Origin of the sequence: Paraburkholderia caffeinilytica (genome assembly GCF_046030355.1) — a bacterium.
Taxonomy (GTDB): domain Bacteria; phylum Pseudomonadota; class Gammaproteobacteria; order Burkholderiales; family Burkholderiaceae; genus Paraburkholderia; species Paraburkholderia caffeinilytica_B.
This window is the reverse complement of the sequence record NZ_JAQQCQ010000003.1, coordinates 309012-324670: the sequence shown is the minus strand read 5'-3', so window position 1 is coordinate 324670 and position 15659 is coordinate 309012. Positions and strand designations below refer to the sequence as shown.

Annotated in this window: 14 protein-coding genes and 1 pseudogene; 12 read left to right on the top strand and 3 right to left on the bottom strand. The window is 61.4% G+C overall.

The features are described from left to right. The first annotated feature begins 105 nt into the window (after nucleotides 1-105). The 10 genes and pseudogenes from PQQ95_RS06170 (at nucleotide 106) to PQQ95_RS06125 (ending at nucleotide 10800) form a co-directional block, all read left to right on the top strand. Nucleotides 106-444: a hypothetical protein gene (locus PQQ95_RS06170; protein WP_408435821.1), complete on the top strand. Its 339-nt coding sequence runs from the start codon at nucleotides 106-108 to the stop codon at nucleotides 442-444. Nucleotides 445-623: 179 nt separating this feature from the next. After that, complete coding sequence (locus PQQ95_RS06165; protein WP_408435819.1) at nucleotides 624-1436, top strand: H-NS family nucleoid-associated regulatory protein; 813 nt, start codon at nucleotides 624-626, stop codon at nucleotides 1434-1436. Nucleotides 1437-1458: 22 nt separating this feature from the next. Next, the gene (locus PQQ95_RS06160; protein WP_408435817.1) at nucleotides 1459-1944 is read left to right on the top strand and encodes a hypothetical protein; all 486 of its coding nucleotides are present in this window, start codon (nucleotides 1459-1461) and stop codon (nucleotides 1942-1944) included. A gap of 542 nt (nucleotides 1945-2486) precedes the next feature. Continuing rightward, a pseudogene (locus PQQ95_RS06155) lies at nucleotides 2487-3305 on the top strand (alpha/beta fold hydrolase); the annotation flags it as partial. A 158-nt stretch (nucleotides 3306-3463) separates the two neighbouring features. Continuing rightward, nucleotides 3464-4033 (top strand): methyltransferase family protein, encoded by a 570-nt coding sequence (locus PQQ95_RS06150; protein WP_408435815.1) that lies wholly within the window; start codon nucleotides 3464-3466, stop codon nucleotides 4031-4033. A gap of 9 nt (nucleotides 4034-4042) precedes the next feature. Next, nucleotides 4043-5383, top strand: coding sequence for a glycosyltransferase (locus PQQ95_RS06145; RefSeq protein WP_408435813.1), 1341 nt, complete (start codon nucleotides 4043-4045; stop codon nucleotides 5381-5383). Further along, on the top strand, nucleotides 5380-6987 hold the full coding sequence (locus tag PQQ95_RS06140) for a DHA2 family efflux MFS transporter permease subunit (protein WP_408435811.1): 1608 nt from the start codon (nucleotides 5380-5382) through the stop codon (nucleotides 6985-6987). The genes PQQ95_RS06145 and PQQ95_RS06140 overlap by 4 nt, the downstream gene beginning before the upstream one ends. A gap of 10 nt (nucleotides 6988-6997) precedes the next feature. After that, a complete protein-coding gene (locus PQQ95_RS06135) occupies nucleotides 6998-8020 on the top strand; it encodes a glycosyltransferase family 2 protein (RefSeq protein WP_408435809.1) in 1023 nt (340 codons plus the stop codon). A gap of 8 nt (nucleotides 8021-8028) precedes the next feature. Continuing rightward, nucleotides 8029-9561 (top strand): efflux transporter outer membrane subunit, encoded by a 1533-nt coding sequence (locus PQQ95_RS06130; RefSeq protein WP_408435807.1) that lies wholly within the window; start codon nucleotides 8029-8031, stop codon nucleotides 9559-9561. After that, complete coding sequence (locus PQQ95_RS06125; protein WP_408435806.1) at nucleotides 9562-10800, top strand: HlyD family secretion protein; 1239 nt, start codon at nucleotides 9562-9564, stop codon at nucleotides 10798-10800. A 24-nt stretch (nucleotides 10801-10824) separates the two neighbouring features. Here PQQ95_RS06125 and PQQ95_RS06120 read toward each other — a convergent pair whose 3' ends face one another. The 3 genes from PQQ95_RS06120 to PQQ95_RS06110 form a co-directional block, all read right to left on the bottom strand. Next, nucleotides 10825-11367 (bottom strand): hypothetical protein, encoded by a 543-nt coding sequence (locus PQQ95_RS06120; protein ID WP_408435804.1) that lies wholly within the window; start codon nucleotides 11365-11367, stop codon nucleotides 10825-10827. Between the two features lie 96 nt (nucleotides 11368-11463). Continuing rightward, entirely contained in the window at nucleotides 11464-12111 is a 648-nt protein-coding gene (locus PQQ95_RS06115) for a response regulator (protein ID WP_408435802.1), read from the bottom strand. Beyond that, on the bottom strand, nucleotides 12108-13523 hold the full coding sequence (locus tag PQQ95_RS06110) for a cache domain-containing protein (protein WP_408435800.1): 1416 nt from the start codon (nucleotides 13521-13523) through the stop codon (nucleotides 12108-12110). The genes PQQ95_RS06115 and PQQ95_RS06110 overlap by 4 nt, the downstream gene beginning before the upstream one ends. Before the next feature lie 247 nt (nucleotides 13524-13770). Between PQQ95_RS06110 and PQQ95_RS06105 the strand changes: the two genes are divergently transcribed. Both PQQ95_RS06105 and mctP read left to right on the top strand, forming a co-directional pair. After that, the gene (locus PQQ95_RS06105; RefSeq protein WP_093634922.1) at nucleotides 13771-13968 is read left to right on the top strand and encodes a DUF3311 domain-containing protein; all 198 of its coding nucleotides are present in this window, start codon (nucleotides 13771-13773) and stop codon (nucleotides 13966-13968) included. After that, a complete protein-coding gene (gene mctP / locus PQQ95_RS06100) occupies nucleotides 13965-15446 on the top strand; it encodes a monocarboxylate uptake permease MctP (RefSeq protein ID WP_408435798.1) in 1482 nt (493 codons plus the stop codon). The genes PQQ95_RS06105 and mctP overlap by 4 nt, the downstream gene beginning before the upstream one ends. Nucleotides 15447-15659: the final 213 nt, after the last annotated feature.

Genomic DNA, 15659 nt, shown 5'->3' with positions numbered 1-15659 from the left:
AACCGCAGCCCTTTGAATCTCCGCATGCTTGCCTATAGTAGAAGCGACTATTGCCGCATTGCACGGCGGCCGCCTTCTCTTGACATGGGTGACGGGGAAATAGAAATGACGCCATCGAATGCTGCGATCTATCAGGCCCAGGCTTATACGCCGGATTCGTTACGAACGCTTGCCTCCTATCTCGAACTGGCGCTCGACAAAGGAGAGAGCGTCGTTCTGATGCGGATCGGCACGCAGGTGCGCAGCGTTTACGTGGGTAATCCGTCCGGCACCCTGGACGATTTAACAGATCACGGTGTCGTAACCGCCATGCAGGCCGACGAAATGCTGGCGCTGACGCAGTTGGGACTCAACCGGATAACCGCCGACGATCAACAGTACCGGTTCATGCGGAGCGTGAGGTATATCGCTGATCGCCAGGTTGTCGTTTTTACTCCTATTTGAATGATTGGCCGGCAATTGGAATGGTTAAAGAATGCGGCTGCCGAGTAGTGAACCCGAAAGGTTCGTACTCCACTGGATGCATTCCTGTGCCAGCCTGATGCCTTTATAGTGGCGTAGATCTGCCTTTCTCGCGCTATTCATGGCATAGTTCGATCGATTACCACATAGGGAGCAATCAAATGCCCACGTTAGAGCAAATCCAAGCAAAGCTTAAGAAGCTCCAGGCGCAAGCTGACGTCCTTATTGCCAGGAAAGCACAAGCCGCGGTCGACCAGATTCGCGACCTGATGCTCAAGCACGGCCTGACTACTGCAGATATCGAAGCAAAGGCAAAAGCGCGCCGCGCCGCGCACGCCTTGAATGGTCATGCGGCAGGTGGCAAGGTGAAAGCCGCCGGTTCAGGTAAGTCGCTGCCGAAGTACCGCGACCATAAAACGGGCGCGACATGGACGGGTCACGGGCGTGCACCGGCCTGGATTGCTGCCGTGAAAGACCGGACTCAATTCCTGATTGAAGGCGCAAGCGAACTGAAGTCCGCGGCAAAGGCCGCGGTCACTCAAGCCAAAGGCAAAAGTAAAGGCCAGCCTAAAGGCGCACAGCCGCCCAAGTACCTCAATCCGAAAACCGGCGCCACCTGGAGCGGACGCGGTCCGGCACCGGCATGGCTCGCAACGGTCAAAGACCGCACTAAATTTCTGATCGATGGCGCCGCGGCTACCGGCACTGTCGCTACCAAAAAAGCCGTGACGGCGAAAAAGGCCGTGGCGTCCAAAGCGGCTGCGAAGAAAGGCACTGCGGCGACTAAGAAAGCTGCGGCAAAGAAAACCGCGGCCAAGCCCGCTGCGAAGAAAACCGCGGCAAAGAAGACTGCGGTGAAGAAAACCGCAACGGCCAGGAAAACGCCGGGCCGCAAGGCGGGGAGTAAAGGCAACGCGGGTGCGACGAGCGCTGCCGCAGCGCCTCAAGCCTCGGCAGTGCAAACCGGCGCATGAGCGTAACGGAGTCGCCAGGTAGATGACCAGCATGCTCGAAGTACCCCAGCAGGAGGACCATATCGTCCTGCTGGACTCCGTTCCTCATCCGGCAGCCGACGCTGCTGAACCCTTCATTGTCGCCAGCGACCGCCGGGTGATTCTGGCTTATCCCATTGCTGAATCCGACTTCGAACGGTTCGGACCATTCGATGCAGACGACGATCCTTTTTGCACGGTGCTCTTTCCCGACGCCGTGTTTCATCGGCTCGGGCCGCCCGGCGAAGCCGATCTCGAGATCCATCCACTGGCGTCGCAAGGACTCAGTGCGTACTCGGTCCACGAAGTGCTGAATTCGTCGCTGGTCGCCGAGATTTCGGCCGTCACGTCGCCCATGCCTGCACAACGCCATTTCGTCATCACGTTTCAGGGCGCGACGTTCGAATGCGTGGCGTCGGACTATACGGTGGTCGGCGTGTATGGCGCGGGTGAGATCGCCAGCCGGGAAGCATACTCGCTAGTCCGCTAGTGTTGTGACAGCCCTGCCGGGAAGTTCGGACCGCTGCTGAATAGGCAGCGGTGACGCAATGGCTGCGCAACGCGACGCTCTTTCCTTTCAATAACATTTTCCCTTCAATTTCGAACGTATGTTCAATGACTTTTTTTAGCTTTTATTTTTGAAATATGTTAAAAAGCTTTCCGTCATCGTATATTGACATGAAGCCTTCACGCAGTGAGGGCAGACTGGCTCCAACGAATGGCGTGCCGCAGAGATTGAAGCGGCTTTTTCGAAATTACATATAAATATATTACGAGGCATCGAACGCTCGATTGAAGCGGACCTGGGTTCAGGCGCGCGTCACGGAGAGCCGGCAGGTATCGCGTCGAGTGGTACGTGTTTTCGGTGCAGCAGCGGTCGTCGTGGATCGGATTTGCCGGCGTAAAGATACGTAAGGTACGTAAAGGCAAGTCGCATGGGCCTGATCCCCGGTAGTACGGCCGCAAGGCGTCCGCGAGTGCGGGCGCGGTATCGGTACGCATTTGCTTCCTGCAAGTGCATGCGAATACGCCATGCCCATCGAAAAACTCCTTGTTCCGCTACCGGCGGGCCTGAAAGTCTACGTTGAACGTCACGTATTCGATCCGGCCTTCGAGAGTGTCATTCTGATCAACGGCGCGCTGGCCACCACGGCGTCGTTCGGACAGACAATCAAATATCTCGGCGAACGCTATAACCCAATTTGTTTCGATTTACCTTATGCGGGTCAATCGAAAGCGCATAACGTGTGTGACTTCGTTCTGACAAAAGACGATGAAGTCGACATTCTGCTGCATTTAATAAGCTTATTCGAACCGAGCTTCCTGTTGTCGGTGTCGTGGGGCGGGGTGGCGTCGCTGCTTGCGCTCTCGCGGGCGCGCACCAGCGTGAGGCGCGCGGTGATTGCGTCGTTCTCGCCGCGGCTCAACCAGGCGATGACCGCGTACGTGACCGCGGCACGCGACCACATCGCCGCCGGCGAAAATCTGAAGGCCGCGCAACTGCTCAACGATACCGTTGGCCAGCATCTGCCGCGCATCATGAAGCTCTATAACTACCGCTACCTTTCCACGCTGCCGCGCGATGAGCAGGAGCAGGTGGCGTTTCACGTCGACCAGATTCTGGCTATCCGTCCAGAGGACTATCTGCACGAGTTTCGCAACATCGAGTGCGGCCTGAAATTCCTCAACGGCGAACTCGACGACTACACCACGCCTGAAGACGCCCGCTCGCTCAGCGCGCATCTGAAGCGCACCGAGTTTCTTACGATCGAGCAGGCCGGGCATTTCCTCGATCTCGAAGGGCGCGCCGCGCTGCGCCAGGTTCGGACAGCCATTTTCGATTACTTCGGCGCCGCGCCGGTGCAAACGGCAAGCCGTGGGCTCGATGGCTTCGACGCGTTCGGCACCCGTTCGCCGATCATGCCCGTGCCACAACCCGCTATCGCGAACGTCGCGAATGTCGCGTTGCAAGCCTCCGCCGATCACTCGTTCCAACAGGTCGAACTACCGTGAACATCGCTCAGAGCATCGCCATTGTCGTACCCTGGATGTTGTGGCTGCTGTATTGGATCGCGACGTCGAATCGCGTCAAGGAAACCACGCGCAAAGAGGCCTCTCTATCGCGCACGTTGCAGTCGATTCCGTTGATTGGCGGAGGCGCGCTGATCGTGCTGCCGGACTTCAATACAGCGGCGTTGTCCGTCGATCCGCATGCGATCGGGGCGCTGCAACTGGCCGGCTTCGCCGTGCTGCTGGCGGGGCTGGCGTTTTCCGTGTGGGCGCGGCTGCATCTCGGCACCAACTGGAGCGTATCGGTCACGCTGAAGGACGGGCATGAACTGGTGCGCAGCGGACCGTATGGACTGGTTCGTCATCCGATCTATACCGGCTGCCTGCTGGCGCTCGTCGGGGCCGTGCTGATCGGCGCGCAATGGCGTGGGGTGGCTGGGCTGGTGCTGATTTTCGCGTCGCTGGCGTACAAGGTGCGGGTCGAAGAGAGCTGGCTGACCGGTCACTTCGGCCGTGCGTATTCGCAGTATCGTCGCGACGTCGCTGCGCTGATTCCCGGTCTCTTCTGAGCGGCCTGAATGACGAAAGTCATCATCACGGCGATCGGCTCGGCGGGTGACGTGCATCCTTTGCTCGGCATCGGCGCGGCATTGGCTGCGCGCGGCCACGAGGTCGTCTTTTGCACGCATCCGCCGTTCGCGGAGGCCGTCTCGCGCCAGGGTTTCGCATTCGTGCCGATCGGTACCGCCGCCGAATACGAAGCGGCGATGGCGAACCCCGCGCTCTGGCATCCGCGTACGTCATTCCGGACGCTGTGGGCGGTGATTGCGCCGACGCTGCGACCGCATTTCGACACGCTGACTGCGTTGACCGATAGCGACACCGTGCTGGTCGGCACGTTGTGGGCCTTTTCCGCACGCTTGATGCAGGAACTGTATCGCGTGCCGTTCGTGTCGGTGCAGGTGTCGCCTTCGACCTTGCTCTCCGCGCATGCGCCGCCGACACACCCGCGGCTGACGATTCCGCGTGGCTTGCCGCTGGCTGTAAAAAAAGCGCTGCTGCGATTGATCGAGCGCTACGCGCTCGATAAGGTCTGCGGTCCCGCATTGAATGCGTTGCGCGCGGAACTGGGGCTTGCGCCGGCGCGGCGCATTTTCGGCGAATGGCTGCATTCGACCGATGGCGTGCTGTGTCTCTTTCCCGACTGGTTCGCGCAAGCTCAGCCGGATTGGCCGGCGCCGCGCTGCCTTAGCGGTTTTCCGCTGTTCAATGACACGGGCGTGCACGCAACCGATCCGCAACTCGACGCCTTTCTCGCTGCGGGCGAGCGGCCGGTGGTTTTCACAGCGGGTTCGACCTTGATCGATCAGGCGCGCTATGCGGATGCAGTGAGTGCTGCATTAATGGAAAGCGGGATGCGCGGCATTCTTCTGACGCCGGATGCGCCTCAGGCCGAGGCGCCTGCTGCCCAGGCGGACGCGTGGACAGATGCGCAGGGCGTCCTTCTCAAGCGGCGTTACGTCCCGTTGCAGAAGCTGTTGCCGCGCTGCCGGGCGCTGGTGCACCACGGTGGCATCGGCACGGCGGCGCTTGCGTATGCTGCGGGCATTCCGCAAGTGGTGACGCCGTTCGCGCACGATCAGTTCGATAACGCGCAGCGTGTCGTCGCGAGCGGTTGCGGCATCCGGCTCGATAAGCCCCTGCAGCCGCAGGCGCTTGCACGTGCATTGAGGCATTTGCTCGGCAGCCCGTCGATCGCGACGCAGTGCGGCCGCGTGCAAGACCGGCTAGCGTCGTCGCCGGAGGGTTGTGAGGCGGCTGCACGCTATATCGAAGGTTTTGTGCCCGTCGGCGCGCGCGCGCAAACCGTCGGTAGCCTGTCTTTGCCGGCATTCGCAGACAGCGGGCATAGCGTATGAGCGCGACCACGCCACTGCCGGAGCGCACCGCGTCGGCTGACGAGACGCGTGGCTCCGGCTCCGGCTCCGCCGGCGAGCGCAGCGGACCCAGCATGCGCGGCGCGCGGCTCGCCTTGCTGACGTTCGCGTTGTCGCTGGCCACGTTCATCGAAGTCCTGGATTCGACGGTGACGAACGTCGCCGTACCGGCTATTTCCGGCGGCCTCGGTGTATCCAATAGCCAGGGCACGTGGGTGATCAGCTCATATTCGGTGGCCGCGGCCATCGCTGTGCCCTTGACGGGCTGGCTCTCGCGGCGGGTCGGCGAAACGCGGCTGTTCCTCGGCGCGGTGATCCTTTTCACGTTGACCTCGCTGCTATGCGGCGTGGCCGGCGATTTTCATCTTCTGGTGGTATGCCGGGCATTGCAGGGGCTTTTTTCCGGGCCGATGGTGCCGCTGTCCCAAACGATCTTGCTGCGGACTTTTCCGCCGGATAAGCGTGTCGTGGCGCTCGCGCTATGGGCGATGACGGTGCTGCTCGCGCCGATCTTCGGCCCGGTGGTCGGCGGCTGGATCATCGACAATTTTTCGTGGCCGTGGATCTTCCTGATCAATCTGCCGATCGGCATCTTCTCGTTCGCGGTGTGCATGACGCTGTTGCGCCCCGACGCATCCGCCGGCAAGGCTGCGCCGATTGATCTGCCGGGCATTCTCCTGCTCGTCGTTGGCGTCGGCTCGCTGCAGACGGTGCTCGATCTCGGTCACGACCGCGACTGGTTCGATTCGCCGTTGATCCTGACGCTCGCGATCGTCGCCGGCCTGGCGATCGTGTCGCTGTTGATCTGGGAGGCCGGTGAGCGGCATCCGGTGATCGATCTGAGCCTGTTCCGCGACCGCACGTTTTCGTTTTGTGTGCTGATCATTTCGCTCGGCATGATGGCCTTTTCGGTGGTCGGCGTGATCTTTCCACTCTGGCTGCAGGCCGTGATGGGCTATACCGCGTACCAGGCCGGGCTCGCCACTGCACCGCTCGGGGTGCTCGCACTGGTGTTCTCGATTCTGGTCGGCATCCATGCAGCCCGTTTCGACGCGCGCGTACTCGCGACTTTCGGCTTTCTCGTATTCGCGGCCGTGCTGTGGTGGGATGCGCATTTCACGCTGGCCATGACCTTCACGCAGATCATCACGCCGGGTCTGATCCAGGGCATTGGCTTGCCATGCTTTTTTATTCCGTTGACCGCAGCCACGCTCTCACGCGTATCTGACGACAAGCTCGCCGCGGCCTCCAGTCTGTCGAATTTTTTGCGCACGCTCTCCGCGGCGTTCGGCACGGCAATGAGCGTCACGCTATGGGATAACCGCGCGCTGTATCACTACGACGTCGTTGCGCAGTCGGTGACGAAGTCGTCCGGCAACACGCAGCGGTTTGTTCAGAGTCTGCACGGCATGGGCATCGACGGCGCGCGTGAACTGACCACCTTGCATCACGTCGTGCAGCAACAGGCCTACATGATGGCGACCGGCGACATGTTCTACATGGCAAGCATCACCTGCCTCGTACTTGCCGCGATGATGTGGCTCACGCGTCCCAAGCGCGGCGCGGCGATGGCTTTAGGTCACTGAGGAGCTTCGAATGACGATCCTGGGCGCGTTGATCATCCTGTTCCATCCGAGTGAAGAACAGCTCGCGCGCGCGGTGACGATGCGCGCCGTGTGCGACCGTTTGCTAGTGGTCGACAACTCGCCGGTGCCGGATGCGCGCGCCGCGATGCTGCTGGGCGAGGCGGGCGTTGCGTTGCTGCATCACGGCAATCGTAACGGCATTGCCGGCGCCTTCAACTGCGGTCTGAGCGCGCTGTTCGATGCAGGCGCGGATGCCGTCGCGCTATTCGACCAGGATTCCGAGGCGCCTGCTGCTTACTTCCCTGTGATGCGCGACCGGTGCGCGTCGATGAGTGGGCGGGCATTTCTAGTGGGTCCGCGTATCTTCGATGAAAACGATCAACGCTTCCTGCCCGAGCTCGCGACAAGCGGTTTGGCGGTGGAGCGGTTGTCGATACACGTCGACGCCGCGCTGCAGCGCTGCGCGTTTCTGATTTCGTCCGGCTGTGTCATTTCACGCGAGGCATTCGCGCGGCTCGGCCGCTTCGATGAAGCGCTTTTCATCGACCACGTCGACACCGAATACTGCTTGCGTGCGCTACTGCGTAATGTGCCCGTGTACGTGGTGCCGTCACTCGTGCTGTTGCATCGGATCGGTTCACGGCGGCGCCACAAATTGGGTTCTCTGGAATTGACGACAATGAATCACCCCGGTTTCCGCCGCTATTACAGTGCGCGAAACGCGATGCAGCTTGCGCTGCAATATGGCATGCGTCTGCCGGTCGCAATCGTACCGAACGTACTGACGCTCTGGCAAATCGTGCAGATCGTGCTGCTTGAAAAGGACAAACTGACCAAGCTCGGCGCGATTGCGCTGGGTCTGTTCGACGGGCTCTTCGGACGAATGGGACCGCTTGAGCGGACGCGTCCGCGACTCGCGGCCAACGTGGCCAGGACCACCAAGGGTGCGAATGCGGCTGATCCGGCAAGGCTTGGTGAGATGAGCACGCAGCCGGCAGGGGAGCGCGCCATGCATCGTCCCTGGCACTCGTGAGGCAGCCTATGCGATTTTCCATACCGCGCGCCTGGCCGTTACTACTGATTGCAGCGGCGCTGACGGGTTGTGTGAGCGATTCGGGTTTGCAGGCGAACGTCAAGCCGCTCAAGCCATCCGCCGATGCGCTTGTCCAGACCATCGGACCCGGCGCCAACGGCGCATGGCCCGCGCCTGATTGGGTCACGCGCTATCGCGATCCGCAACTGGATGAATTAACCGCTGAAGCGTTGCAAAACAATCCTGACCTGCAGATCGCCAAGGCGAGAGTGGGCGCCGCGCAGGCGCAACTCGAACAGTTTGCTTCGCTCACCGGCCTCACCGGCACGGCGGGCGCGACGGTGAGCAAGGCCCGCTTACCACAGCCGGACGATGTGGCTAACGTATCCGTCGGTGGCCAGCAGATTCCGGTGCAGTTGTTCAACGATCCGGTGGTGTCGCCGGCCGCGTTGTTTGCCGGCTTGAGCTACCAGCTCGACCTGTGGGGCAAGAATGCCGCGCTGACGGGCAGTCTGCTGTCCACGCGCGACGCCGCACGAATCGATGCGGAGCAGGCGCGGCTCACGCTGACGGTCGCGCTCGTGACGCTCTACTGTGAGCTCGACCGCGCCTTTGCGATGCAGGACATTCTGCTGCAAAAGCAGCAGGCCGCGGATAGCGTCGATGCGGTGTTGCGCGAGCGTGGCGCACGCGGGATCGACAACGCGTACGACTCGGCCGACGCCACACTCAAGCGAAGCCGGCTCGCCTCACAGCAGGCACTCAACGACGAGCGCATCAAGCTGACCGAGTTGCAGATCGGTGTGTTGACCGGGCGCGGCGCGGAGCGGGGTTTGTCGCTGCATCGTCCCCGACTGGCCGCGGCCGCCGACGCGCCGATGCCCGCACAGTTGCCGGTCGATCTGCTGGGCCGCCGGCCCGACATCGTGGCGGCGCGTTTGCGCGCTGAAGCGGCGCTCGCCAACACTGACGCCACGCGAGCCCAGTTCTATCCCGACGTGAATCTGGTGGCCTTTGCCGGGCTGACAGCATTGACACCCGGCGCGCTTTTCTCGCGCGCGGCGTTGACCGGCTCGGTGGGACCGGCGATCTCGCTGCCGATTTTCGACCGCACCCGATTGCACGCGCAATTAGGCGGCGATTACGCCAATGTCGACGCGGCGATTGCCCTCTACAACAAGACCGTCGATGAGGCGCTCGGCGAGGTCGCGCGTCAACTGACATCCTTGCGCACGGTCGATACGCTTGCCACCGAGCAGACCCGCGCGGTGGAAGCCGCCACGCATATCGTTGCGATCGCTGAAGAGCGGCATCGCCGCGGTATCGCTATGCAGAAGGACGTGACGCTGGCCGACCTGTCGTTGCTCGACGAACGCGCGCAGCAAGTGGATTTGCAGGGCCGCCGCAGAATGCTGCAGGTTGCGCTGGTCGGCGCACTCGGTGGCGGCTTCGACGTACGCAAGGTGGCCGGCGCGCCAATCTCTCACTATCAGACCACCTTTCCCTCTCACGCACGCATCACGGATACGCACTTCGATTGAATGCACAACGATAAACAGGCACAACATGCCGCGGGCTGGACCGAGAGGCAGGCAAGCCCGGCAAACGCGGCAGATATAACGAGCGACGCGCACGATTCGAAACGGGCGGCGCGCCGGCGCCGTTTCGCCGTTTTCTTCGGTGTAGTGGCACTTGCCGGTGTGGCGTGGCTGACGTATTGGGGCGTCAGCGCGCGCTTCTACGAAGAAACCGACGACGCCTACGTGGCGGGCAACATCGTGCAGATCGCCGCACAGATACCCGGCACGGTCACCGATATTCTGGTGGATAACACGCGGCAGGTGCGCGCGGGTCAGCCGCTCGTGAAACTCGACGACGCCGAGGCGGCGGCTGCATTCGCACAGGCCAAAGCGCAACTGACGCTCGCCGTGCGGCAAGTCGCCAACGCGACGATCTCGCGCAAGCTCTACGTCCAATCGATCGACGCGCGCCGCGCCGAACTCGCGCTGGCGCAACGTGCGCTGGCGGCGCGCGATCATGCGTCGGTGGAAGTCGTGTCGCCGGAAGAATTGGCGCGGGCTCGCGAAGCCGTGGCGGTCGCGCAAGCGAACCTCGCCTCGGCGCAGGTTCAGCTCGACGCCGCCCGCGCGCTCGGTGGGAAGTTCCCGGTCGAAGCCAGCCCGCCGGTTCTGCAAGCCGCGGCGCAATTGCGGCTCGCTTACCGGAATCTGCAGCGCACAACCGTCGTTTCTCCCGTTGACGGCACGGTCGGACAGCGTTCGGTGCAGATCGGCCAGCAGGTCGGGCCGGGGCTCGCGCTCATGTCGATCATTCCGCTCGAGCGTCTGTGGGTCGAGGCGAATTTCAAGGAAGGCCAGATTCGCAGCATGCGCGTGGGGCAGCCGGTGCGCATCGTGTCGGATGTGTATGGCTCGCAAGTGGTGTACCGGGGGCGCGTGGAGGGTTTTTCGGCAGGCACGGGCAGCGCGTTTTCGATGCTGCCCTCGCAGAACGCGGCGGGTAACTGGATCAAGGTCGTGCAGCGCGTGCCGATCGTCATTTCACTCGACCCGGCCGAACTCGCGGCGCATCCGTTGCGGCTTGGGTTGTCGATGCAGGTGTCGGTAGATACGCATGTGCGCAGCGGTCATCTGATCGGCAACGACACGCCGGCCGCCACGCAAAGTACCCGCGTTCACGATAACGTCTCGCGCGATGCGGATGCGCTGATCGCGCAAATCATTCGCGACAACAGCGACCGTGGTGGCGCTACTGACTAGATTGGCATCACTGGACTAGCGGGGCTAATTGCCCGGATCGATCACGGGTTTGTCCGGATCTGCCAGCGTTTTATAGGGTAGCGACGCCGCGTGCGGGTCGGTTGTGGTGTCGTCGATCACGCGATCCACGTCCGCGGTTTTCGCGAGTTCCGTGAGGAATGTCTGTTTGTCGAAGCCCGGCGCGACGCAGCCTTGCACGTAAATGAAGCGGCGTTGCAGGATGAGCCACAGCGTCGACTGTTCGCGCCAGTGAGTGGCGTAGTTGATATTGGTGAGGCGCCGTTGGACTGCGTCGGCAATTTCCGTATCGTAGAGGTACGCGTTCGACAGACGGCAGCGGCCTTCCACCCAGCAGCTATTGCCGCGCTCGATCCGGTAATGACTGTCGTCGAGCCATTCCTGTTCGGTCTCTAGCGGACCCAAGGGAACCGGGCATTCAGCGATGGCTCTGGATATCTGAAAGAATGGATCGTGGCCGCGATTGATGCGTTGCGCGTCGGCATGAGCATGCGGTGCGGCCATGCCGATCAACAGACTCGCCAGGTGCAGTTGGATCAGACGCTTCATCGTCTTGAGCTCCGGGATTTTGAGCGTGGGGCAGACGGATCGACGGTTTTGATTCTCGACTACCCAGTCGAGATTATGCAGCGTTGACTCAGAACCTCACTGGCTCTTGCGACGATTTTCGACGGCGAACTTGATCAATTCAGCCTGGCCTTCAATATCGAGCTTGCGCTTCAGATTCAACCGATGCGTTTCTACCGTGCGCACTGAGAGGTCGTTGCGTTGCGCGATCTGCTTGCTGGAGAGGCCTTCCGCCAGCGCATCGAGAATATCGCGCTCGCGTGGCGTGAGCCGCTCAATGGGCGATTGCGTCGCCGATGCCTGAATCAACCGCGCGCCCAGCCCCGCGCTGAAAAACGTCTTGCCTTCCAGCACGGCGCCGATTGCCTGAATGATTTCAGTGGCGGGCGAGTCCTTGAGCACATATCCGCTCGCCCCCGCGCGCACCGCCTGGGTCACGTACTCGAGGTTGTCGTGCATGGACAGCATCAGGACGCGTATCGCGGGGAAGCGCTCGTGAAACATGCCGGCCAGCGCGATGCCGTTCATCCCGTTCATGCCGACGTCCATCAGCACCAGATGCGGTTCCTGGCTGGCAGCGAGCGCGAGCGCTTCCTGCGCGTTGCCCGCTTCGCCGACGATCTCGAGGTTGCGCACGGCTTCGAGCCGGGCGCGCAAACCGTCGCGTACGAGCGGGTGATCGTCGATCAGGATTAAACGTGCAATGGCGAGTGGCGTGTCGTTCATTGTGAGGTTTCCCGCAAAGCAGGCGATTGAAGCGCAGACGCAACGACGGGCACACGCGCCGTCACGATCGTATGACCGGGCTGCGAGCTGAGCGACAACTTGCCGCCCAGTGCGTCCAGCCGCTCGCGCATATTGCGCAGGCCCACGCCCGCGTGTGGATTGACGAGTGCGTGCGCGACGTCGAAACCGCGCCCGTTGTCCGAAATCGTCAGCGTGACGGCGTCGTTCGATACTTCCAGCGAGAGCGCTGCGCTGGAGGCCTGCGCGTGCCGCACGATATTCGTCAGCGCTTCCTGGGCGATACGGAACAGGACCGTGTTCACCACTTCCGGTAAAGCCGCTGCATGGGTGTGGGCGATCTGTGTAAAACCGATCTGGATACCCGATTCGTCGCTCAACTCGCGCGTGAGTTGCTCCAGTGCGGCTGCTACGCCGAGGTCGTCGAGCATCGACGGACGCAGCGCGTGAGAAATGCGGCGCACTTCACGCAAGGTATCGCCGATGCGCGCGACGCTGGTCGATAGCGCGGCTTCCGCTGCGGGCACGCGTACGTCGCTGCGTTCCAGGCGCGCCAACGCCGATTCGAGCAGCAGTTTCGCGGAGACCATCATCTGACTGATGCCGTCGTGCAATTCACGCGACAGGCGCGCCCGTTCGTTTTCCTGCGAATCGACCACCTGCTGCGCGAGCCGCTTCAGTTTTGCATCGGCACTGCGATATTCGGTGACGTTGAGCACCAGTGCGCACAAAGCGATCACGGCGAGTCCGGCGAGTGCGATGGCGTCGATCCACTGCATGGTGCGATCGATGTTGGCCGCCGCGCGCTGATCGATGTCGGCGAGCGTGGCGTCGACGTCGTCGAGATAGATGCCCGTGCCGATCATCCAGCCCCAGCGTTCGAGCGGCACCACGTAGCCCAGTTTCGACGCGAGCTTGCCCGTCGACGGACGATGCCACACATAGCGCACATAACCGCCGCCGCGCGAGGCCGCGGCGAGCAACTGCTGGATCGTCAGCTTGCCTTGCGGGTCGCGCAGCGCCCAGAGATCACGTCCGACGAGATCGGGCTCGCGCGGGTGCATCAGCGAACGGCCGTGCATGTCGTAGACGAAGAAGTAGCCGTCCTTGCCGAAATCCATCTTCTCGAGGGTGTCGAGCGCGCGGGTGCGCAGCATCGCATCGTCGCGCGCGTTGTCGTGGCCGGCGTCGTAGAGCGGGGCGATCGCCGTGGTCGCGAGTTCGACGTAGTGTTTGAGTTCGATTTCCTTGCTGGCCAGGTACGCGGCCTGGGTGGTCGCGTGCTGCGTCTCGGCGAGCGCCGTCGCTTCCCGGCGCACGCCGGTTTCAATGCTGGCGATGGCCGCCAGAAAGGGCACGATCGCCAGCAGGACAATCTTTGCTTTGAGTTTCATCGTAGACAGGACGACCGACAGGCTACGTAGTATTACGTAGCCGGCTTACGTAGTTGCGCGCTTGTGAGAGCGCTCACGAAGGCGAATACTACATCCCCGCGACCTACCGCGCCTTCCGGCGCGATGGTGCGGCGCACATTGCAAAAGCAAACTCCGGTTTTGCCGTCTAATATCAGGTAACCGGTTTTCCGCGGGCCAGGTCACAAGTCATGGCGCGCGGTTTCAATAATAGACTTAGGAGAAGTTTGTGGAGACCTCCCAATCTGCCGGCCGTTCATGGCTATGGCTCATCCTGCTGATCCCGTACATCGCGTTGCTGTGGTTGCCGTTCTATAACGACACGCGTCCTTCGTTCGCCGGCTTTCCGTTCTTCTACTGGTATCAGTTCTTGTGGGTTCCGTTGACCTCGCTACTGATTTACGTCGTGTACCGAGGTGTCAAATGAGCGAAGTCAATCCTGTGAACCCGGTCGCGATGACCGTCTTTATCGCATTCTTTGTTCTCGTCACCGTGGTCGGTTTTTTTGCCGCGCGCTGGAAGCGGGGCGATCTGACGCAATTGCACGAGTGGGGTCTGGGTGGCCGCCAGTTCGGCACGGTAATTTCGTGGTTCCTCGTGGGCGGCGACTTCTATACCGCCTATACCGTGATCGCGGTGCCTGCGCTGGTGTATTCGGTGGGGGCGTATGGCTTCTTCGCGCTGCCGTACACGATCATTGTCTATCCGTTCGTGTTTGCGGTGATGCCGAAATTGTGGAAGATCGCCCACGCGAAGAACCACATCACGGCAGCGGACTACGTGCAGGGTGAATACGGTGGCAAGTGGTTCCCCGCCGCGGTGGCGATCACAGGGATTGTCGCGACGATGCCGTATATCGCGCTGCAGCTGGTGGGTATGCAGGTGGTGATCAAGGGGCTCGGCGTGACTGGCGAAATGCCGCTGATCGTCGCCTTCGTGATTCTGGCGCTGTACACGTACGCAAGCGGCTTGCGGGCGCCGGCGATGATCGCGTTCGTCAAGGACATCATGATCTATATCGTCGTGATCGCGGCGGTCTGGCTGATTCCGGCGAAGCTCGGCGGCTACGCGCATGTGTTCGATGCAGCCGATACGTATTTCAAGGCCAAGGGCGGCGCGACCGGGATCATTCTGAAGCCGGCGCAGTTCACCGCTTATGCATCGCTTGCTTTGGGCTCGGCATTGGCGGCGTTCATGTATCCGCATACGATGACGGCGGTGTTGTCGTCGTCGTCGGCTAATACCGTGCGCAAGAATGCGATTTTCCTGCCGGCGTATACGCTCCTGCTGGGGTTGATTGCGTTGCTGGGTTATATGGCGATTGCGGCCGGTGTGCATGTGAAGTCGGCGTCCGATATGGTGCCGGCACTGTTCAATACGTTGTTTCCGTCGTGGTTCGTCGGCTTTGCGGCTGCGGCTATTGCGATTAGTGCGTTGGTGCCCGCCGCTATCATGTCGATCGGGGCTGCTAATCTTTTCACGCGGAATTTGTGGCGTCCTCTTGTTTCGCCGGATATCACGCCGGAGGCTGAGGCTTCTACGGCGAAGATCGTTTCGCTGGTCGTTAAGTTCGGCGCGCTCCTGTTTATTGTGTTTCTGCCGACGCAGTATGCGATTGATCTGCAGTTGCTGGGTGGGGTTTGGATTTTGCAGATTTTTCCGGCTATTGTGTTTTCCTTGTATACGCGGCGGTTGAATACGCCGGGGTTGTTTCTTGGGTGGCTCGTAGGGATTGTGCTTGGGAGCGGGCTTGCGGTTTCTCAAGGGCTTAAGCCGGTGTTCGCTTTCCATGTGGGGGATGCGGTTTATCCGGTTTATATTGGGTTGATTGCGTTGGCTGTGAATGTGGTGGTTAGTTTTGTTGTGTCGGTTTTGTCGCCGCGGAGGGGTGGGGTTTTGGTTTGATGTTTTGGTTTGATGTTTTTGGGGGGGGGCTGGCGCGGTTGGGGTGGTTGTCCTGGCGGTGCTGGCCTTTCCTTGTGTTGGTAGTGGTCTATTAGTGTTGCCCCTGTGCGGGGCGGGCACCTACTTTTCTTTGCATGCCGCAAAGAAAAGTAGGCAAAAGAAAGCGGCTCACACCGCTAGCTTATAAGCGGGTCCCCCGCACAGTCATGGTAG